The 20585-nt window shown below is 69.3% G+C and carries 21 protein-coding genes and 1 tRNA gene; 4 read left to right on the forward strand and 18 right to left on the reverse strand.

Annotation, left to right across the window (positions count from 1 at the left end; genetic code table 11):
• Window positions 1-2: 2 nt before the first annotated feature.
• The 4 genes from LV79_RS17100 to selD form a co-directional block, all read right to left on the reverse strand.
• Window positions 3-683: a hypothetical protein gene (locus LV79_RS17100; RefSeq protein ID WP_253837888.1), complete on the reverse strand. Its 681-nt coding sequence runs from the start codon at window positions 681-683 to the stop codon at window positions 3-5.
• 437 nt (window positions 684-1120) lie between these two features.
• Entirely contained in the window at window positions 1121-2707 is a 1587-nt protein-coding gene (locus LV79_RS17105; protein WP_253837892.1) for a selenocysteine-specific translation elongation factor, read from the reverse strand.
• Window positions 2708-2723: 16 nt separating this feature from the next.
• Window positions 2724-3377 (reverse strand): DUF899 domain-containing protein, encoded by a 654-nt coding sequence (locus LV79_RS17110; RefSeq protein WP_253837893.1) that lies wholly within the window; start codon window positions 3375-3377, stop codon window positions 2724-2726.
• Between the two features lie 23 nt (window positions 3378-3400).
• Window positions 3401-4378 carry a selenide, water dikinase SelD gene (gene selD, locus LV79_RS17115; protein ID WP_253837895.1) on the reverse strand — a complete coding sequence of 326 codons (978 nt, stop codon included), beginning with the start codon at window positions 4376-4378 and terminating at the stop codon, window positions 3401-3403.
• A gap of 35 nt (window positions 4379-4413) precedes the next feature.
• Between selD and LV79_RS17120 the strand changes: the two genes are divergently transcribed.
• Window positions 4414-4505: transfer RNA gene (locus LV79_RS17120), tRNA-Sec, on the forward strand.
• Between the two features lie 21 nt (window positions 4506-4526).
• Window positions 4527-5801 (forward strand): L-seryl-tRNA(Sec) selenium transferase, encoded by a 1275-nt coding sequence (selA, locus tag LV79_RS17125; protein ID WP_253837897.1) that lies wholly within the window; start codon window positions 4527-4529, stop codon window positions 5799-5801.
• On the opposite strand, the gene LV79_RS17130 is transcribed toward selA, so the two are convergent.
• From LV79_RS17130 to LV79_RS17170, 9 genes are all read right to left on the reverse strand, one after another.
• The gene (locus tag LV79_RS17130; RefSeq protein ID WP_253837899.1) at window positions 5788-6573 is read right to left on the reverse strand and encodes an AfsR/SARP family transcriptional regulator; all 786 of its coding nucleotides are present in this window, start codon (window positions 6571-6573) and stop codon (window positions 5788-5790) included. The genes selA and LV79_RS17130 overlap by 14 nt on opposite strands.
• Window positions 6574-6775: 202 nt before the next feature.
• Entirely contained in the window at window positions 6776-7636 is an 861-nt protein-coding gene (gene pqqB, locus LV79_RS17135) for a pyrroloquinoline quinone biosynthesis protein PqqB (protein WP_253837901.1), read from the reverse strand.
• Window positions 7633-8697 carry a pyrroloquinoline quinone biosynthesis protein PqqE gene (pqqE, locus tag LV79_RS17140; RefSeq protein WP_253837909.1) on the reverse strand — a complete coding sequence of 355 codons (1065 nt, stop codon included), beginning with the start codon at window positions 8695-8697 and terminating at the stop codon, window positions 7633-7635. Before pqqE ends, pqqB begins: the two co-directional genes overlap by 4 nt.
• Window positions 8694-8963, reverse strand: coding sequence for a pyrroloquinoline quinone biosynthesis peptide chaperone PqqD (gene pqqD, locus LV79_RS17145; RefSeq protein ID WP_253837911.1), 270 nt, complete (start codon window positions 8961-8963; stop codon window positions 8694-8696). The genes pqqE and pqqD overlap by 4 nt, the downstream gene beginning before the upstream one ends.
• Entirely contained in the window at window positions 8960-9643 is a 684-nt protein-coding gene (gene pqqC / locus LV79_RS17150; protein WP_253837913.1) for a pyrroloquinoline-quinone synthase PqqC, read from the reverse strand. The genes pqqD and pqqC overlap by 4 nt, the downstream gene beginning before the upstream one ends.
• A 3-nt stretch (window positions 9644-9646) precedes the next feature.
• A complete protein-coding gene (pqqA, locus tag LV79_RS17155) occupies window positions 9647-9739 on the reverse strand; it encodes a pyrroloquinoline quinone precursor peptide PqqA (RefSeq protein WP_253837915.1) in 93 nt (30 codons plus the stop codon).
• Window positions 9740-10091: 352 nt separating this feature from the next.
• The gene (locus LV79_RS17160; RefSeq protein ID WP_253837917.1) at window positions 10092-14180 is read right to left on the reverse strand and encodes a CLIPPER-2 domain-containing protein; all 4089 of its coding nucleotides are present in this window, start codon (window positions 14178-14180) and stop codon (window positions 10092-10094) included.
• A gap of 334 nt (window positions 14181-14514) precedes the next feature.
• Entirely contained in the window at window positions 14515-14925 is a 411-nt protein-coding gene (locus LV79_RS17165; protein WP_253837920.1) for an ATP-binding protein, read from the reverse strand.
• 132 nt (window positions 14926-15057) lie between these two features.
• The gene (locus LV79_RS17170) at window positions 15058-16047 is read right to left on the reverse strand and encodes a M4 family metallopeptidase (protein WP_253837922.1); all 990 of its coding nucleotides are present in this window, start codon (window positions 16045-16047) and stop codon (window positions 15058-15060) included.
• A 240-nt stretch (window positions 16048-16287) separates the two neighbouring features.
• On the opposite strand from LV79_RS17170, the gene LV79_RS17175 reads away from it, so the two are divergent.
• Entirely contained in the window at window positions 16288-16929 is a 642-nt protein-coding gene (locus LV79_RS17175) for a lytic polysaccharide monooxygenase auxiliary activity family 9 protein (protein ID WP_372495349.1), read from the forward strand.
• 40 nt (window positions 16930-16969) lie between these two features.
• On the opposite strand, the gene LV79_RS17180 is transcribed toward LV79_RS17175, so the two are convergent.
• Window positions 16970-17395, reverse strand: coding sequence for an Imm1 family immunity protein (locus LV79_RS17180; RefSeq protein ID WP_253837924.1), 426 nt, complete (start codon window positions 17393-17395; stop codon window positions 16970-16972).
• 176 nt (window positions 17396-17571) lie between these two features.
• Between LV79_RS17180 and LV79_RS17185 the strand changes: the two genes are divergently transcribed.
• Complete coding sequence (locus LV79_RS17185; protein ID WP_253837925.1) at window positions 17572-18486, forward strand: phosphotransferase family protein; 915 nt, start codon at window positions 17572-17574, stop codon at window positions 18484-18486.
• A gap of 30 nt (window positions 18487-18516) precedes the next feature.
• Here LV79_RS17185 and LV79_RS17190 read toward each other — a convergent pair whose 3' ends face one another.
• From LV79_RS17190 to LV79_RS17205, 4 genes are all read right to left on the reverse strand, one after another.
• On the reverse strand, window positions 18517-18888 hold the full coding sequence (locus LV79_RS17190; RefSeq protein WP_253837927.1) for a hypothetical protein: 372 nt from the start codon (window positions 18886-18888) through the stop codon (window positions 18517-18519).
• Window positions 18889-19056: 168 nt separating this feature from the next.
• Window positions 19057-19338 (reverse strand): hypothetical protein, encoded by a 282-nt coding sequence (locus tag LV79_RS17195; RefSeq protein ID WP_253837929.1) that lies wholly within the window; start codon window positions 19336-19338, stop codon window positions 19057-19059.
• An 87-nt stretch (window positions 19339-19425) separates the two neighbouring features.
• Entirely contained in the window at window positions 19426-20019 is a 594-nt protein-coding gene (locus tag LV79_RS17200) for a DUF6000 family protein (RefSeq protein ID WP_285470007.1), read from the reverse strand.
• Window positions 20020-20168: 149 nt separating this feature from the next.
• Window positions 20169-20462, reverse strand: a complete 294-nt coding sequence (locus LV79_RS17205; RefSeq protein ID WP_253837933.1) for a DUF6480 family protein — start codon at window positions 20460-20462, stop codon at window positions 20169-20171.
• Between the last annotated feature and the right edge of the window lie 123 nt (window positions 20463-20585).

Here is a 20585-nt window from a genome sequence, read left to right on the forward strand (position 1 = left end):
GGTCATGGGGTGGCCCAGGAGACGTTGATGGCGTTGAGCCAGTCGAGGTGGGGTTGGGTGTGGCCCGCGAGTTGGACCTCGGCGACGCCCGCGGGGAAGCCGAGGACGAACATGTGGCCGGACCCGGCCAGCGGCACCTTCCACACCTCGCCGTGGTCGGTGCGGGCGCCCGCGTGGGTGGGGATGTGGGTGTGGGCCTGGGCGGGGCCGGGGATGGCGATCTGGCCGTAGCCGCGGACCGCCAGGACCAGGTGCTCGCTCATGGTGTCGAGCAGGGTGGAGCGCCGGGGGGTGACGATCATGCCGCGGGGGCTGTCGGTCACGCGCAGGGAGTTGAACAGGGCGAACACGCGGTCGTGACGGGGCGCGGGGCCTGCGTAGACGGTGAGGAGTTCGTGGTGGTCACCGATCAGCGCGGCTGTGGAGGAGTGACCGTCGTGGGCTTCGGCGACGATCACTTCGCGGCCGTGGACCAGGAAGCGGTCGGTGGTTGTGGCGGGCGCGACGTGGGTGCCCGCGAAGGCGTGGTAGCCGCGGGGGCCGATCTGGAAGCCGGTGCCGTACGAGCCGCCCGCGAAGCGGATGGCGGCGGCCACGCTGGACACCGGTTCGGGGCCGGGGAGCGTGATGGCGACCCGGGCACCGCTGGGCGCCACCAGGTCTAGCCGCTGTGCCGTGGTCACGCGGCATGACGCTAGAGCAGCGGGAACACGCGATCAACTAGTTCCACCGAATGTCGGATTCCCTTTCCCAGTAGGGCGTCTAGCGTGATGTCGTGCTGGGAACCGTCGCCGCTGGTGGGGCGATCCTGTTGTTGCTGGCGGCGTTCGACCACGCTACCGACCGTCGGTGGCTGGCGGGTCTAGAGGTAGCGGTTGCCGCGTCAGTGTTCGGAACCCGTTATGCCGTAGTGGTTCTCTATGCGGCTTTCACGTTCTATCTCGTTGACCGTAAGAGACGCAGACCTGGTGCTCCATGTGGTTGCTTCCGAGCCGAGGGCCCGATCACGTGGCTGACCGTGGCTAGAGCGGTGTTCTTCGCCGTAGGGGCCGCTGTGGAGCCAGAACTGCCGGTCGCGGTAGCGCTAGCGGGTGGGTTCGTGCTGGCGATGGTGTGGTGGCTACTGCCTCAGCTGACGGGTGTCGTCAGGCAGCCGCTTGGTCACGCCCGTGCGGTCGAGAAACGCCAATAGCGGCAACACGACGCGGCGAGTCGTACCGAGTGCTTGGCGTGCCTGGCTCGTGGTGAACGGCTGCGCAAGACCAGACAGGACCTTCGCCGCCCGATCCGGCGCGCCTGGCAACACGACGATGCCGTCGGCGAGCTTCAGCAGCCGCCCGGCCCGCACGGCTGCCGCGATCTCGCGGCCTCCTAGACCCAACTGCCGCAACCGAGTCGCGTCCGGAGCGCCGAACGGGTTGGTCGCGAAGTCCACACTCAACGCGGCCATTGCGACCACGACGGACTGCGGTAGCTCTACCTCGTCGTGACCGGCCAACAGTGGCGCCACGAGTTCGACGCTGGGCAGCCTTAGCTTCTGGCGCAACGTCTCCGTCGGTAGCCCTACCTCGAGCGGATGGCCAGCACGCCAAGCAGCCAGCTCTGTCCGGGCCCGTGCCGCCAACGAGTCCCAGTCGTCGGTGTACCACTCCCCCGCGACCAACCGTCCCGTGCGCCCCAACGGCTTGCGTTGACTGGCCATGAACAGCGGTGACCGGCCTAAGCGGTCCAGGTCGACAACCGTGGCGCCGACGATGTCATGGCTACCGGGATTGCGCAGCAGCACACGATCCCCCACACGCAGCGGTAAGGGCCGCGAGAGGAACAGCCTGCTCCCGGTAGGCAGCACGTGCGCGCGGGCAGGAACAGCGGCAGCCCCGATATGGAGCACGACCTGTCGGGGTAAACCGGCGGCGGTGACGTCAACGACGCGGGCATCCCACCACGCGCCTCTAGTCAGCAACGCGTCGCCGCGTTCGACGTCGGACCGGTCCACACCGCGCAGGTTGATCCCCACACGCGCGACCGCCGACACCGCCGAACGCGCCTCCCCCAGCGCTTGCACCCCGCGCACCCGCACCGGGGTCCCCCGCAGCAGAAGCTCGTCGCCCGGGCGGATCGTGCCCGCCTGCAGGGTCCCCGTCACGACGGTGCCCGCCCCCGCGACGGTGAACGACCGGTCCACCCACAACCGGACATCACCGTCGACATCGGGCACCGGTAGCCGTCCGACCAGGTCCGCCACCGCCGAGCGCAGCCCGTCAACCCCGTCGTTGGCCACGACCGAGGGCACCGTCCCCAGCGAGGTCCGCGCGATCCTGGCCAGCGCGTCCCGGCGGATCGGCGCGGGATCGGCCAGGTCGGCGCGGGTGATCACCAGCAGCCCGTGCGCCACCCCGAGCGCGTCGATGGCGGCCAGGTGTTCCTCGGCCTGCGGCATCCACGGCGAGTCGGCGGACACGACGAACAGCACGGCGGGCGCGGGGCCGACCCCGGCGAGCATCGTCGGGACGAACCGCTCGTGCCCGGGGACGTCGACGAACGCGACATCGCCCACGCCCGGCAACGAGGTCCAGGCGAACCCCAGGTCGAGTGTCAGCCCCCGGCGGCGCTCCTGCTCCCAGCGGTCGGGTTCCATGCCGGTGAGCAGCCGGACGAGGGTCGACTTGCCGTGGTCGACGTGCCCGGCCGTCGCGATCACCCGCACTCGACCACCCCCGGGGCTAGTACTCGTCGCGCAGGCGCAGCCACTGCATGGTGGGGGTCTGCGGCCAGCCCTCGGGCGAGTCCTCCCACGCCTCCTGCCGCCCGTACGGGGTCAGGTCGAGGAGGTTGAAGTCGGTCCGAAGCCGGTCGACGCCGCGCGAGGTGGTGGCGTAGGTGCGGAAGATGTCGTCGCCGTCGCGCAGGAACACCGACAGGGCGAAGCCGCCGCCGAGACCGATCTCTTCATAGAGGCCGTTGCCGTGACTGGAGTACCAGGGCGTGGTCCAGCCGAAGCGGGCGCGCACAGGCTCGATCTCGTCCTGGGGCGCGGGTGCCATGAGGATCAGTCGGGTATCGCGGGCGGCGAGGTGCGGGAGGTCGGGGATGTTGTCGGTGAACGTGGCGCAGCCGCCACAGATCGAGTCGGCGCCCGCGGGCAGCATGAAGTGGTAGACGACCAGTTGACGTTTACCGTCGAACAGCGCCGCGAAGTCCACTGTGCCGCCGTCGGGCGCGGTGAACCGGTGGTCGGCGCGCACCTGGAACATGGGCAGGCGCCTGCGTTCGGCGGCCAAGGCGTCCAGCGCGTGGGTCAGCACCTTCTCCTTCACCAGCAGCTCGTCGCGCGCGGCCTGCCATTCCTGCTGGGACACGACCGGGGGTCGGTTCACGGGTCCTCCTTCGTCGGGAGCGTTCATCGCACCACGACGGTATGACAGTCGCTGGGCAACAGTTCGCCGATGACGGTCGCACCGGGGATCTCGCCGACGATCAGCAGTCCGCCGGAAGTCTGGGCGTCGGCGAGGAGAAGTGAGTCCGGTCCAAGTGAGACGTGTGGCGCTACCCAGTCCAGGTTGCGTCGAGTGCCGCCGCTGACGAAACCGTCGCGTAGAGCCTCGCGCGCGCCCTCGACGTAAGGGACGGCGGTGGAGTCGATGACCGCGGTGACGCCGCTAGCACGTGCCAGCTTGTGGAGGTGTCCGAGCAGACCGAACCCGGTTACGTCTGTCGCGCAGTTGACCCCGGCGGCTACCGCTGCTGCTGCGGCATCCCGGTTGAGCGTTGTCATCACCTCGACTGCTTGCGGGAACACCTCCCCGGTCGCCTTGTGGCGGTTGTTGAGCACGCCGAGCCCTAGAGGCTTGGTTAGCGATAGGGGCAAACCCGCGCGACCAGTCGAGTTCCGCATGACGTGCTTGACGTCGACGACACCAGTAACAGCCAGCCCGTACTTGGGCTCCGGGTCGTCAACGCTGTGCCCGCCCCCTAGATGACAACCCGCGGAGGCCACGACGTCCGCACCCCCGCGCAGAACCTCGCCCGCCAGCTCTACCGGCAGCACGTCGCGGGGCCAGCCCAGCAGGTTCAACGCCACCACCGGCCGTCCACCCATGGCGTACACATCGGACAGGGCGTTCGCGGCGGCGATGCGGCCCCAGTCGTAGGCGTCATCGACCACGGGGGTGAAGAAGTCCGTGGTGGCCACCAGCGCGAGATCACCACCGAGCCCCACCACCGCGGCGTCGTCCCCGTTCTCCAAGCCGACGATCAGCTCACCGTGCGGGTCGGTCGGGGTGCGGTGCAGCCCGGCGACGACCCGCTCCAACTCCCCAGGCGGGATCTTGCACGCGCAGCCGCCACCGTGGGCGTACTGGGTCAGCCGATCGGTCACACCCGGCAGTGTGTCATGATCACTGAGTGTTCAGGGGAGGCGTCTCCGGCCTGGTGGCCGGCTCGGTCTTCAACACCGGTGAGCGACAGGTCCTGCCGCTGGCGGGTTCGATTCCCGTCCGCCTCCGCCGCCCGGTCCCGGTCGACCGGTGACCGATCCACGCAGGCAGGTGCCGCGCACCGACGCCGTCCTCAGCGCGATGACCACCGAGGTCGACGCCCACGGCCGAGACGCCGTGAAGGCCGCGATCCACTCTGCCCAGGACCAGGTCCGCGCCGGGATCATCGATCCCAACCAGGTGATCAGCCACGCCAGAGCGGCCCTGCGCACCGGGCCGCGTCCGGTCATCAACGCCACCGGGGTCTTGGTGCACACCAACCTCGGCCGCGCTCCCCTGTCGACCGCCGCGCGTACCGCGATCCAGGCAGCGGCGGGGACGACAGACGTCGAGTTCGACCTCGCGACCGGGGCACGACGCCAACGCGGCCGCAGCACGATGGACGCGCTAAGAGCGGCCGTGCCCGCAGCCGACGACGCGCACGTCGTCAACAACAACGCCGCCGCTTTGCTCTTATGCGCGATCGTCCTCGCGGGCAGCAGGGACATCGTGGTCAGCAGAGGCGAGTTAGTGGAGATCGGCGACGGGTTCCGCATCCCCGACCTCTTACGCTCGACCGGCGCGCGCCTGCGTGGGGTCGGCACCACGAACCGCACCACCGTGCGCGACTACACCGACGCGATCAGCAGTGACACCGGGTTCGTGCTCAAGGTCCACCCGTCCAACTTCGTCGTCTCCGGGTTCACCAGCACGCCCGAGGTCGCGGACCTGGCCGGGCTGGGGGTGCCGCTGGTGGTCGACATCGGCTCCGGCCTCCTCGCCCCGCACCCGACGCTGCCGGACGAGCCCGACGTGGCCACGATGTTGCGGGCGGGTGCCTCACTGGTCACAGCGAGCGCGGACAAGCTGCTCGGCGGCCCGCAGGCCGGTCTGCTGCTGGGCGCGGCAGCGCTCATCGAGCGGCTGCGCAGGCACCCGGCGGCCCGCGCGATGCGCGTCGACAAGCTGACCCTGGCAGCCCTCGAGGCAACACTGCGCGGACCGCGCCCACCCGTCGTCTCCGCGCTAGAAGCCGACCTCACCGAACTCGGCAGCCGAGCCGACCGGCTTGCGGCGGCACTGTCCGAGCGCGGTATCGACGCGGTCGCCGTGTCGTCTCTGGCGGTGGTCGGCGGCGGAGGCGCCCCGGGCGTAGAGCTCCCCAGCGCTGCGGTGAGCTTGCCTGAGTCTTACGCGCAACCTCTCCGAGTCGGCGTGACGCCCGTGGTCGGACGGATCGAACAGGGCCGTTGCCTCTTGGACCTCCGCAGCGTCATGGAGTCCGACGACGACGCGATCCTCAACGCCGTCCTCAGCGTCGACTGACCTCGAGTATCGGCAGCCCTACCTCGTCCGACGTCAGGATCGCCCGGTGCACGCGTTCGACCCAACCTGTCGGCGATAGCCCCAACTCGTCTGCCAGGGCCTGTCGGAGCTGCCGGAACACCTCCAGCGCCTGGTAGCGGCGACCGGCTTGATAGAGGGCGACCATGTACTGGGCGTGCAGGTTCTCGTGCAACGGCAGCTCCCTGGTGAGCCCAGCCAACTCCCCCAGCACGCCCAGGTGCCGCCCGAGCCGCAGATCCGCATCGATCCGCTGCTCGAGCACGCTGAGCCGCTCCTGTTCCATCGTCGTCACATGCGCCTCCAGCAACCGTCCCACTCGGACATCCGACAGCGCCGGACCACGCCACAGGGCCAACGCACCGTGCAGCAGCAACGCGGCTCTGGCGAAGTCCCCGCAGGCGAGCGCGTCGACGCCGAGGGCCGAGCGCTGCCGGAACCGCCCGTAGTCGAGCTGGGAATCGTCCAGGCACAACGAGTACCCGCCGGTCGCGGTGGTGAGGACCGAGCGGATGGGAACGTCCGACAGCGGTGTCAACAACCGACGTAGACGCAAAACATAGGTCTGCACAGTCACAACGGCGCTCTGCGGCGGCCGGGCGCCCCACAGCTCGTCGATGAGCCGAGCGGTCGACACGACGGTGTTGGCGCGCAACGCGAGCAGGGCGAGGACCTGTTTGGGCTTGGTGGCGCTGGGCGCGGCACTGGCGGTGGCACCGGCGGCGGTGAGCGGACCGAGCACGCTGACCTGCATGAGTAACCCCTGGATGGTGGCGGGACACGACCTGGCGGGGACGGGGCAGCAGGACACCGGACCGCCGTCGTTGCCGGGTACCGTGACGGCGGTCCAGTCAGTGGAACCTTCCCGATCCCGGCAGTCAATCGGCTACGCGTGGAGACGGCAACCGCCATTGGCCCCTGACTTCACCCCGGCCGGTCGGCGTAGGCTCCGCCGATCACAGGTCGAACCGCGCGCCGTCCTCGGCGATCGCGGCCCCAGCCGCCTCGATCCGCCCCCGCGCGGCGCAGTCCCGCGCGACGACCGGGTTGGTGTTGTTCAGGTGCGTGTAGTGCCAGCGGGTCGATCCCAGCAGCGGCAACGACTCGGCGATCGGCAGGTGCCCCATCCCGACCTGGTCGTCGCGGCCGGTCGTCCGCGACATCTCGTCCGGACCGAGGAAGGTGCCGTCGAGCAGCCCGAGGGTCGCGCCGGAGACGAACTCGTCGAAGCCCTCGGGCCACCTGGCCAGGCACGGCGCGTACACCAACGACCCGCCGGTGGTGACGTCGGTGAGCCGGTAGGCGACCACCCAGTCCGGCGCGTCGGCGGCGTCCCGCGCGTACCGCGGTCGCTTGCCGGACAACGGGAACACCGCGCACTCCAGCCGACCCTCGTCCAGCCGGAACACGCCCTCGGCCGGGTACCAGTCCCAGTGCTGGTAGTGCGCGACGACCGGCCGGACCGCGACAGCGTCGAGCACCGGCGGCGGCGCCCACACCGTCAGCGGACCCTCGCGCAGCAGGGCCAAGCCCAGGGTGTGGTCAAGTTCGGCGTCGGTCAGCAAGGCCCCGCGCACCGGGGTCTGGCGCCTACCGGGGCCGGGCGTCAACTCGGGTGTGGCGATGATCTGGGCGCGCAGGTCGGGGGAAGCGTTGAGCAGGTACCAGTTTCGGCCGGTAGCGCTAACGGCCACGCAGTCCTGCAAGCGTGGGAGCACGGCAGGGTCACCTTCGCGGGAACGCTCGCAGAGCTCACACGCGCAGTTCCACTGCGGCAAACCGCCCCCAGCCGCCGTACCGAGGACCACGACCCTCATCGGCGCATCACGAACGGCACGTCCGCCGCGGGTACGACCGCCTGCTCGACCACGTCGTGGTGCGGGGACAGCACGCACACCGGGTCGGTGTTCTCCGCCGCCCCGGTCAGCAGGAACGCCTGGCAGCGGCATCCACCCAGGTCGACTCCCCGTCGATCGCACGTGCGGCACGGGTCGCGCATCCAGTCCTCGCCCCGGTAGGCGTTGAACGACGATGACTCGTACCAGATCTCGGCCAGCGGGCGCTCGGTCACGTTGTCGAAGCGCAGCCCGGTGATCACGTGCGCCGACGGGCAGGGCAACACGGTGCCGTCAGGCGCAACGGTGAGCTGACGGGCGCCCCACCCGTGCATGCACGGCTTCGGGTGCCGGTCCTGGTAGTCGGCGAGCACGTAGACCACCTCCACCCGGCCCGCGAGCCGCTGCCTGGCCGCCCGCACCACCGGTTCGGCGGCGTCGAGCTGGGCGCGGGTCGGCATCAACGCGGCCCGGTTGCGCATCGCCCACCCGTAGAACTGGGTGTTGGCCAACTCCAAGCGGTCTGCGCCCCACTCCTCCGCCAGGTCGATGATCGCGCCGAGCTGGTCGTGGTTGCGGCGGTGCAGGACAACGTTGATGGTCAGCGGCAGCCCAGCGGCCCGGATTGCGGCCGCGGCGGCCTTCTTGTGCTTGGCCGCCCGCGCTCCCGCGATGATGTCGGCCCGGTCCTCGTCCGCGGCCTGCACCGAGAGCTGCACGTGCTCGACACCGCGCCGGGCCAGGTCGACCATGCGCGCCTCGGACAGACCGAGTCCGCTGGTGACCAGGTTGACGTAGCAACCGAGGCCGTGCGCGTGGCTGACCAAGCTGGGCAGATCACGCCGGGCCAGCGGCTCGCCGCCGGAGAGGTGCACCTGCAGCACGCCGAGCTCCCGGGCCTGGGTCAACGCCGAGCGCCACTGGTCGGTGGTCAACTCCCGCTCGCGGCGGACCAGGTCGAGCGGGTTGGAGCAGTACGAGCAGTGCAGCGGGCAGCGGTGGGTCAGCTCGGCGAGCATGCCGAGCGGGGGCTGCGGGGTCATCCGGCCTCCTCGGGGTGCAGCACGCCGCGCGCGACCAACCCGCGCAGCAGGGACAGCACGTCATCGGGGCGCACACCGCGGTAGCGCGCGGTCATCGCCGCGACGATGTCGGGCACCGTCGCCACGCCGTCGCACGCGCCGAGCACGGCCCGGGCGGTGCCGTTGAGGACCACGACGCCCTCGGGGTAGAGCACGACCGGGGTTCGCCGCACCGGGTCGAACCCCAGCCGCGCTCCGCGCCGCAACCGGGGCGCCCACTCGCTCACCGGTTTCCCGCCGTCCCGCCTGCGATGGCGCTGAGCATGGACCAGAGCACATCGCACTTGAACGCGAGCGCGGCCACGGCGGCGTCTTGCTCTGCCCTCGTCCGGCAGTGCTCTAGGACGAGTTCGACAGTTTGGACCCCTTCGCCGGACACAGCCTCTACGCGCGTGGTGAAGTACGCGAGGTCTTGCGGCGCGATCCAGGGGTAGTGCGCGAGGACATCGACCACCCGACGGCGCATCAGGTGACCGGCGAACATCTCGGTGAGCCCGGAGGCCACCGCGATCACCCAGGGCTGCGTTCGCGCGAAGGTGACGTAAGCGTCGACCGCGAACCGCACCGGTGGGAGGACGTGCCGCTCGTCGAGCACCTCGGCGCGGTCGAGACCTAGCGCCTCACAGAGCCGCAGCCAGTCCTCGCGGCCGCCTTCGCCCTCCTTGGCGCCATCGTGATAGACGATCCGGTCCAGCCAGAGCCTGCGGACATCCGGGAGCGGGCAGTTGCTGATGATCGCGGCGTCCTTGCGGGGCAACGCGGCCTGGTAGTACCACCGGTTCGCCGCCCAGGTCCGCAGCTCGGCAGGGGTAAGAGCTCCCGCGTGCATGCGCTCGTGGAATGGATGAGTCCCCCAGTACCGGCCCTCTAGCGCCCGCAACGCCCCGAGGAACTCGTCCCGACCCAACACCTAGTCCTGCCGCGCCACGTACGCGGTCACCTCCATCGGCGTGTCGTAGTCCTCGAACTCCGGCACCACCCACAACTCCCGCTCGTCACCCATGCCCGCTCCTCTCGGTTAGCGCCAACTCCCCCAGCTTGACCCGGTCCCTTGGAGCCCTCTTGGACCCCTGCTGGACCGGCCCCTCTCGACCCGAGCATCCACGCCGAACCGGCTTCCATGTCGTCCTGGCGCTTTTGTCTTGTTCTTGTTTTGTGGCTCTGACCTCGTGAGCAAGAGCTAGTAAATATCTCGATAGTACATAATGGATACCGAGACCGAGACTGTAAACCCGGGTTGGACCGGGGGCGATCGACCTTCGGACAGGCGGAAACGCTGTGGCCCGCGGGGGTGGAGATCCCCGCGGGCCACAGCGTCACCACATCCGGCGTGGCCGGACGCGTGCTTTCTGCGGTTATGCCTTCTTGCGCCTGTCCCTGCTGCTGAACAGGACCAGCACGCCCGCCGCGAGGAACACCAGGGACCACCCGAACAGGGCGATGGTCGCGGTGGTGCCGGTGGCGGCGAGACCACCCTGGGCAGCGGGTTCGGCTTCCTCGGCGTCGCCGCCACCCGGGATGGAGTCGTCCACGGGGACGTCGACCGCCGAGGGCTGGGAGGTCACCGTGTCGCCGCCGCCGGTGTCACCGGAGGAGGTGGCGACGTTGTGGACGGTGCCCGCGGCGATGTCGGCCGCGGTGACCACGTAGCCCAGCTTGGCGCAGGTGACCGACTCGCCCGGGTCGAGCGTGGTGTCCGGGCAGACGACGCCGGTGATCTTCGGGTCGTCGACCCGGATGTTCGCCAGCGCCACGTCACCGGTGTTGGTGACCAGGAAGGTGTAGTCGATCAGCTCGCCCTCGTCGGCGAGGTCGTCGCCGTCGGTGTCGCGCAGCGCGGCCGACTTGACCAGGGTGATCGCCGGGGCGTCCGCGGCCTCGTTCGGGTCCTCACCGGAGACGATCTCGGTGGTGGGCACGTCCTCGGTGTCGGGCGGCGTCACGTACGGCGGGTCGGTGCCCGGCGGCTGGCCGGACGCGGTCGCCTCGTTGTGCACGACCCCGATCGCGACGTCGGCCTCGGTGACCTCGTAGGGCTCCGAGGAGCACGTCGTGGTCTCCCCCGGCTGCAGGGTCGTCACCGGGCAGGTGACCACACCGGCCTTCGGGTCGTCGACCTTGATGTCGGTCATCGGCACGTTGCCGATGTTGACCAGCACGAAGGTGTAGACGATGGTCTCACCGACGCTGGCGAAGCCGTCCTCGTCCACGTCGTCGAGGGTGGCGATCTTGTCCAGGGTCAGACCCGGGTACGCGATCGGGACCTCGGCGATGGCGGGCGGGGTCTGCACCTCGGGGCCGACCGGCGGGGTGCCGTAGCCGACCGCGACGTTGCGCACGATCCCGGCGGCGATGTCGTCACCGGTGACCAGGTACGGCGCCGCGGTGCAGGTGGTGCTGGCGCCGGGGGCCAGGATCGCCACCGGGCAGGTCACCACCCCGGCCTTGGGGTCGTCCACCCGCAACTGGCTCAGCGTCAGGTTGCCGGTGTTGGTGAGCACGAACGAGTACAGGATGATCTCGCCCTTGTCGGCGAGGTCGTTCTCGTTGGTGTCGACCAGGTCCGCCCGCTTGGTCAGGGTCAACCCGGGGTTCGGGCCCGCGGTGGGCGTGGTGGTCGAGTCGGGCGGTGAGACGACCTGTGTCTGCACGGCGTCACCGAGGTCGGCGACGGCGATGGCGGTGTTGGTGACCTCACCGAGCAGGATGTCGCTCTCGGTGACCTGGTGCGGCGCGGTGGCCACGCAGGTGGTGACGGCGAGGACCGCCAGGTCGGTGCTCGGGCAGGTGACCACCCCGGCCACCGGGTCCACGATGTGCAGCCGGAACAGCGGCGTGGTGCCGTTGTTGACCACCAGGAACGACCACTGGATGTTCTCGCCCAGGTCGGCGAGGCCGTTGCCGTTGGTGTCGCCGAGCACCGCGATCTTGTCGAGCGCGAGGCCCGGGACCGCGACGAAGGTCGGCGTGTTGGTCCGCGACTCCAACGAGATGACGGTGGAGCTGTCCGGCGCGGTGCCCCGGGCCGTCGCGACGTTGACGACCTCGGCTGCGGCCACGTCGGCGGCGGTCGTGATGTGCGGGGCGTTGGACGTGCAGGTGGTGCTCTCCTGCGGGATCAGCGTCGTCTTCGGGCAGGTCGTGCCGGTGAGCAGCGGGTCGACGATGTTCAGGCCCGTGACCGTCACGTTGCCGACGTTGGTCACCGCGAAGGTGTAGTTGATGGCCTCGCCCGCGTCGGCGAGCCCGTTGGCGTTGGCGTCGACGAGGATGTCGTCCTTGACCAGGCCCAGCACCGGCGCCGGGTCGAACACCGGGATGTTGACGGTGATCGGGACCGAGCGGACCCGGGTGCCGTTGGGGGCCGTGCCGACCGCGGTGCCGATGCCCAGCACCGCGCCGACGTCGACGTCGTGCTGGTTGATCGTGTAGAGCCCGCGCGGGCAGGAGGCACTGGCCTCCGGGAGCATGGCCGCCTGCGGGCACAGCGTCTCCGCGTTGCCGCTGAGCACGCCCTCGACGATGACGTCGGTCAGCACCACGTTGCCGGTGTTGTTGATGGTGACGCTGAACTGGATCTGCTCACCGAGGTCGCCGAGGCCGTTGCCGTTGGCGTCGATGAGGGTCGCGGTGTGCGTGAGGCCGATCGACGGGCTCGGCACGAACACCGGGATGCTGGAGGTGACCGGCTCGGACAGCGCCACGACGCCGCCCGCCGAGGTGCCCCTGGCCCGGACCGTGCGGGTGACCACACCGGCCGCGGCGTCCTGGGGTGTCACGACGTACGGGATGGACTGGGTGCAGACCACGGTGGCACCGGCCTGGACCGTGAGGCCCGGCGCGCAGCCGGACGGGGACTGCGACCCGGTGACGATGACGACGTCGACGTTGCTGAGCGCCACGTTGCCGTTGTTGGTGATGGTCGACTGGAACCGGACGGTCTCACCGGCCTCGATGTGGCCGTCGCTGTTCTCGTCGCCGGGGGTGTAGGTCTGCGAGATGGTGAGCGCCGGGGCGGGCACGAAGGTCGGTGTGCTCGAGGTCGACGGCGCGGAGGTGACGGTGGTACCGCTCGGCGCGACGCCGCTGGCCGTCGCGGTGTGGGCGACCGAGCCGTTCACCGCGTCCTGCGCGGTGATGACGTAGCGGGTCGGGCGGACGCACTCGACGGTCTGGTTGGGCTGCAGCGTGGTGATGACACCCGCGCAGGGGTTGGCCACCAGGTCGTCGCCGGTGACGACGACGCCGGTGAGCGGCACGTTGCCCGAGTTCGACACCAAGAACCGGTAGTCGATCTCCTCGCCGACCTCGCCCACGGTGTCGCCGTTGGTGTCGATCAGGTTCGCGGTGCGGACCAGCTCGATCGCGGGGGCGGCGGCGAAGGTCGGGATGTTGGTGACGGTGGGCGCGGAGGCGACCAGTTCACCGTCGGGGGCGGTCGCGCTCGCGGTGCTGGTCGTGACGACCTGACCCGCGGTGACGTCGGCGGCGTTGACCACGTGCGCGGGCGCGGAGCAGGTAGTGCTCTGCCCCAGCGACAGCGTGGTGGACGCGCAGGTGACGGTACCGGCGCCGTTGTGCTGCACGGAGAGGTTGAACAGGGTCACGTTGCCCTGGTTGTGCGCCTCTAGCGCGTAGGTGATGTTCTCGCCGACGTCGCCGACACCGTTGCCGTTGGTGTCGTTGAGGCTGGCGGAGGCCAGCAGCGCCACGGAGGGCGCGGGGGCGGCGGTAGTGGTGACGGTCGTGGCCACGTTGTTGCCGGTGTTGGCATCGCTGTCGGTCGGGCCTGTCGCCACGGAGGCGCTATTCACCAGGGGGAAGGTGAACGGCGTCGGGGTGTTCGCGTTGATTCGGAACGTCGCGGAGGAACCCGCCGCGAGTGCGCCGCCACCGCAAGAGACAACATTGCCTGAAACCGCGCAGCCCGCGGTAGGGCTAGAGACGCCGGTAACCGAATCGGGCACGGTGTCAGTAACAGTGAAAGACGATGCAGAACCGGGACCGTTATTTCGAACGGTGAGGGTCCAGGAGATCGGGGCACCCGCGTTAGCGGCCTCGGGGGCGTAAACGCTCAAAGCGAGGTCGACGGTCGCGCGGGGATCAGCCTCTTGGCCGCTGGGCGCGTCCTCCACGATCGGTGCTTCCTCGATCGTGGGTTCCTCCTGCGGCTCACCCGAGGGCGCCTCGTCGACCGGGGCGGTCTCGCTCGGGGATTGCTCCGCGGGAGGGGTTTGCGCCGGGGGGTCCACTGGGGACTCCTCGGTCGCGGGGGTGGGGGACGCGGGATCGGAGACCTCGGTCGCGGTGGCCGCCTCGCCCGCGACCTCCACTTGGGCCGGGTCGACCGGGTCCGGGTCGGCGAGCACGGGACCACCCGTGGACACCAGGGTCGCCAGCACCAGCAGCACGACCGCGACTTTCGCGCCCGATCTGCGGGTCAATGGGGGTAGGAAAGACCTGCCCCCCGCTTCTGGGGACGACTTGCGTTTGAGCATCCCGCACCTCACCACATGGTCGGACCAACCAGGAAGTTCCCTGGGTGGATTCAAAGACTAGGGCCGGTGGGGCGGCGAACAACGCGGGTGACCACTGTCCACCCGGAAGAGTGGCCAGTAGTGATGAGAGTGCGGCTACTTGTCACCGATCTATTCTAAATTCGGCCGGGCGAGCTAACCCGATTTCCCGTCCTTGCACCGGATCGAGCGAGATCGCCACTGTAACGCTTCCATGATCAGCGCGATTGGATCACTCGTCCCGCTCGGGCGGGGACCCGTGCTACCGGCCGGTATCGGTCGGCGGGACCGCGAAGTAGGCGGTCAGCGTGCCCTGCTCGTCGTCGACGTCGAGGTCGACCCGCTCGGCGATCCTGGCGATGGCCCGCAGCCTGCGCTCGCCGGGCTGGTCGCCGTGCTGGGCGCGCGCGGTCCAGGTGAAGTGGTCGACGGCGGTGAGCACGACGACCTCGCGGTCCCAGAGCAGGCTGACGGTGGTGTCGCGGCCCTCCCTCGGCTGGTCGATGGCGTCGCTGAGCGCCTCGTGGGCGGCCAGCACGACGTCCTGGCGCACCGGGGTGGGCACGCGCAGGCCGTCGAGCCAGCCCCAGACGCGGCGGCGCAGCGGCGCCAGGTGTTCGGCCCGCGCGGGCACGGTCGTGCTGAACACGGCCAAGTCCTGGTGGGTCGTCATGCCAGAGGACTGCCCACCGTCGCCCTGCGCCACACCCGATGGTTCAACCAATCACATCGGGGCTGCACTGATCGGGTGAGTGGACAGGGCGCGCTGTCACCGCGTGAGCGGGCGAGACGGTGTACGCACGCTCTAGTCGCAGACGACCGTGGGTTCTCCTACCTGGGCTGGGACGTTGACGGCGTTCCACGCGGCCTTCACTGCGTTGTAGTCAGTGCAGTTGCCTGGAGTAAGAAGCTGCGCGGCCTTAAGCGTCGCGATGCGGTACTTCTGGTAGGTCATGCCGGACACCTTGAACTGCATCGCGGTGTAGAGGATCCGGATAGCCCTATCGACGCCGATGCCGGTGACAGTCGTACCCTCGCAGGTGGGGCTTGGCGGGAGGCCGTTGGTAGGGCGGGATCCTGCCGCTAGAAGCGCGAACCAGTGGTTGCCGACGCCCGCTGCGGAGTACACCTCGGCGGTGGGGACGGCGCTGGTGTAGCAGTTGATACCACCGGTGGCGGCTGGGTTCGACATGTCGCGCGGGGTGCTCGGTCGTTCGCCGACCAAGAGGTCTGGCACGTCCCCAGCTGTTTGACCGGCGAACCACTCGTTGGCCGTGCCGAACGCGTCCGCGATGAACTCGCCGGTGCCGTTGCGCGACAGGCCGCCCGGAGTGGTCTGGTCGATCAACCGGCCGTACTCACGGCCGATGAGGTCCAGCGAGCCGACCCACTGGCCCGCGGAGTTGCGGCCGACCGAGATCCGCCCGGCGACAACACCCAGTCCCAGGCGCGAATCCCCCACGCGGAGGCCGAAGCCGGGGCGGCCGTTGCCCTCGGCGCCGTTGCGGCCCAACCAGCGCACGGTCATCCGCTGGAAGTTCTGCGCCGCGTAGTAGGCGTCGACGCACCCGGTCTCGCGGTCAGTCGGGTCGCCGTTGCCCCAGACGTCGTCCGGACCGCTGAAGACCACGCCGGTGACGGCGTCCACGCAGTCCAAGCCGATCCACCGCGGGTCGCGCATCACGTAGGTGGAGCCGGACAACGTCGTCACCACCGGCACCGGGTTCTGGTTCCACGCGCCGGTCCCCGTGCCCGAGGGTTGCGCTGCTGACGGTGTGGCCGCGAGCAGGCTCACCACTGCACCAATGACCAGTCCACGCGTGTGGATTGTCCGTTTCCCCACGATGTCCCCCAGGTTCGCCGCCTCGGCTCCAGGGTCGACCGGAATGGCTTGCGGCACAAGAGATCCCGGCCATGAACAGATAACCACCCGGAACGCTCACGCGGGTTGGCGAATTCCCAACAGTGGACTCGAGGTGGGTCGGCGGGTCATGATGGTCTAGACCTTTGTTCCCTGCCGCAGAGGAGACCACCGATGGGGATCCGTCGCGCCGCCACCGCCGTGGTGGCCATGACCGGGGCGCTGCTCGCCTCGACCGTGCTCGTCGCCGCGCCAGCCATGGCCCACGGGTCGATGGGCAACCCGGTCAGCCGCATCTACCAGTGCTTCACCGAGGGACCGGAGAACCCGAGGTCGGCCGCGTGCAAGGCGGCCGTGCAGGTCGGCCAGAGCTGGCCGATCTACGACTGGGACGAGGTGAACCAGCCCAACGCCAACGGCAACAGCCGCCAGATCATCCCCGACGGCAAGCTCTGCAGCGCGGGCCGCGACAAGTACAAGGGCCTGGACCTCCCCCGCGCCGACTGGCCCGCCACCACCCTCCCCACGGGCGCGTACACGTTCACCTACAAGGCCACGGCGCCGCACCCGGGCACCTTCGAGCTCTACGTCACCAAGCAGGGCTACGACCCCACCAAGCCCCTCAAGTGGTCCGACCTCGAGGCCACCCCGTTCTACAAGCAACTCAACCCCCCGCGCGCCAGCGGCTCCTACCAGCTCAAGGCCACCATCCCGTCCGGCCGCACCGGCCGCCACCTCATCTTCTCCATCTGGCAACGCCACAAGCCCGACAGCGGCGAAGCCTTCTACAGCTGCTCCGACGTCCTCTTCAACTAACCCACCCAGGCCGCGGGACACCGTCCCACCCGCGGTCAGGTCAGTCGAATATCGAGATCCCGCCGCGCCACTCGATGCCGGCGGGTCGGTCGCCCGTGGTGATGAACTCCATGATGGCGGCGTATACCGCGTCGATGGGTACTCCTGTGTGCGGTCGGACCGCGTAGGGGTGAAGACCCGCGGCCGCATAGTCGGTCCAGTCCGGATTAGCGCCGGACGCAGGTACCCACACGTCCTGACCCTGCCGCCATTCCAGGACGCCGACAGAGTTGTTCACACCCGCGGTCAAGATGGGCTGCTCGTCATTGGGCGAGCTCTGCCGGGTCCGCGTGAACTCCCACAGCCACGGCACGTCAACCCCCGCGGAGTTCAGCGCACACACCTCGGCCACGACGTCCACACCGGCGGGAATCTCGTCGATCGCGATCGCGCCGCGGTGGGTGATCGGTTCATCGGGCTTGGTCACCTCGTCGCCTCTCCGTGGTAGGTCCGCTTGAAGGGGGGCCCGCGGGCGTCGGTCCCCAGGACCGTGAGCTCGCCCGCGAATCGTTTCGAAGTCTCCATCTCCGGCGGCGACATCTAACACAAGGCGCTGATGTAAGCATCTGGCGCGCCTCTCCCACGTGCGGAACCATCAGGCTCGTGCGGTGGTTGACCGAGTGCTCAGTGGACACAGTGCGGGACGCGCTGCGGGTTGTCGCGCCCGGGTTGGCTGAGCTCCCGATCACGCTGCCCGATCTGGTGGGGCGGGACGAGCCGCTGTGGATGGCGTCGAGTGCTGCTGTGGGCGAGGAGTTCGTGGCGAAGGTGGCGTGGTCGGCTCCGGCGGCGCGGCGATTGGCTCATGAGATCGGTGTGTTGACGGCGTTGTCGGTGCCGTTCATGCCCGAGGTCGTCGCGAGTAGCACCGAGCCGGTGTTGCTGGTCACCAGGCGGATGCCGGGAAAGTCGCTGTTCGCTGTGGTGGACTCCATCGACCGTGATCACGCCGGCAGGCAGCTGGCGCAGTTCCTGGTGGCACTGCACGACCCGAGTACGCGCGCGGCCGTCGAGCGAGCACTCGGCCCGCTACCCGCCCCACGAGCGGAGGCCTCGACCGACGAGATCCGTGCCCGTCTCGGCCGATGGGTCCGCCCCGACCAACACGCCGCCGTCACCACCTGGTGTGCCTGGGCCGACGAGGTTCTGGCCGAACCGCGCCCATCCGTACTGGTGCACGGCGACCTCCACGGCGACAACCAGGTCTGGAACGGCGACCGACTGTCCCTCGTGGTCGACTTCGAAACCACGTCCGCCGCCGAACCGGAATACGACCTGCGCGCCTTCCCCAGCACCGGCCCCGACTGCGAGCTGCTGACCGCCACAACCCAGCACTACGAACACCTCAGCGGCCGGTCCCTCTCCCTCGACCGCATCATGGCCTGGCACCTCCGCACCACCCTGGACGACCTCCTTTGGCGCAGCGAAGCCAGAGTTCCCCTCCCCGGCCACCACTCCCCCACCACCTGGATCAACGACCTCACCACCCGGTTCGCCAAGCTCCAGATCGGCCCTTGAGCAAGCGACGAGTAGGTGCAGGTCCGCGCGTTACTCGACGTTGGCGATCACCCGGGTCGCGTACAGGTCGATCGACATCATCGTCGTGTCGACCGTGCAGCCGCGTCTCCCACCCGGAGCGGTCCAAGCCCAGAGGCCGATCAGGAGCGCGTGTCCGTAGGTCGGGTCGACGATGATCGGCAGGTCTGGTTCGACCTGGATCACCTCGGCCTCGACGAACTCCAGCGACACGGCCCGACCCTCGATGGAGAAGTCGACCACCACCGACAGCGCTTTGGCACCGGCGACGAACCGGATACCGACCACCGCGCCATCGTTGCGGAGGTCGATCTCCCCCAGTTCGTCGAGCACGACGTCGATCTGGCTCGTCTCGCCGAAGGGCTGGATACCGATGAAGTCCACGTGGACAGTCTCTAGTTCCTCAGGTGCCGCCGATAGCCGCAGTGCGGATCGCGCCACCCAACCATTGGCACCGCGACCGGGGGATCGCGCAGGTTCTTCCCCTCGGTGAACTTGTGCGCGATCTCTATTGGGGGCGGTGGCTACCTGGTGTTTGAAGCGCAGGGCACCTCAGCTGACGCACAGTGCTGTGGCCTTGGCCGTGTGGTAGTACTTCGGCGGGACCCACCCGGACGCCACCTCGGTCACCACCCAGTCGACGCAGTCGACACCAGCCTCCAGCACCTCGGCCCGAGCCCGCCGCTGGGCATTCGCCTTGGCGATGGCAGGCGCCTGACCGACCGCGACCACCGTCGCGGACCGGGGCACCGTGTAGTCCGCGGCCGATGCCGGAGTCTGGACCATCCCGGTCAGCAGAACAGCGAGCACGAGCACCTTCGCGAGTGTGGCCATCACACCATGCTCGCAGGACATGATCGACCAGGCAATCGACCGATCGGACCGCGATGCACGTTCCTTGGTCATGCCCCTCGGTTCGGGTCAGGCCGTAGCTCGGGTGTACTGGTCGGCGAAGGCGCACAGCTTGTCCATGAGTTGGTGGTGCGCTCCGATGTAGACCTCACGCGGGGCGTTCTTGTCCGACCAGCGCTGCCACGATCCGCTGACCAGGAACTGCCCCGCATACCGGGTCACCAGGCGCGAGTCCAGGTGCAGCAACGCGCCCATCGCCCAGGTCTGGTCGTAGTACCTGTCGACCGCCAGGTACTTGTCGAGGTACGCGGCTAGCAGTAGGCAGTCCTCTTGGCCGCCGAACCGCGCCAACGCGAAGCAGTAGCCCTGGCCCGCGTGGGCCACCTCACTCGCGAGCAGCAACTCACCGATGCGACCCCGGAGCCGCACACGGCGGTCCATGCCCACCAGCCACGCAGCGGTCAGCCGCTCCCGCCAGGTGCCGTTCAACAGTAGCTCGAGGTCACCGTCGGAGATGGCCGCCGCGTCTCTCGCGAGCCCGGGTCCGTACTGCGCGGCCATCTCCTCGCCCCGCACCACGACGTTGGCGTGAAGCAACACCATGTGCCTACGCTCAGTCGTCACATACCGCTCGACCGCGTCGTTGTGTTCCACACTCGCCATTCTGTCGGACCTGGCATCGGCCCCACGGCCGTGTTTGTGCCCTGGCGGGGTCAAGCCCCGGCACGCCAACACATCCAGCACCGGCACCTCGTCGCTCCCCCGTCCTCAGCCGTGAGATCGTCAACCACGAGGTGCGGGCCGCCAGGTTCTCAGTCACCATCGAGCCCGGTCGAGATCGCCCACACGACAAACACGAGCATCACCACCACCAAGACCGCCACAACCACGGTCACGATCACCGCACCGGTCCGCGATGGCATCGGCTGCGGGTGCGACAAACCGGACGTTTGTGCTGACGCGGGCGGCGTGTCCCCCGGAGCGACTCCCCCGCCGGGCTCCAATCCCGGCGTCCGATCGGGATCCGGGTCCGGCGGGGTGTCACGCGGGCCTCCGTCGGGAGGCAATCTCAAGGTGCCTTCTTGGTCTGCGCGCTTATCAGTCATCCTCGCGACTACCCGGCACCGGTCAGTTCTACCCGCTCCTGCTGCGCGGCCACTCTATGGAACCGTGGAACTGCCTACTCTGACAGTCTCCGTGCGGCGTCGACGCGTGTAGTGCGAACTTGC

The sequence above is a fragment of the Actinokineospora globicatena genome, from assembly GCF_024171945.1.
GTDB lineage: Bacteria > Actinomycetota > Actinomycetes > Mycobacteriales > Pseudonocardiaceae > Actinokineospora > Actinokineospora globicatena.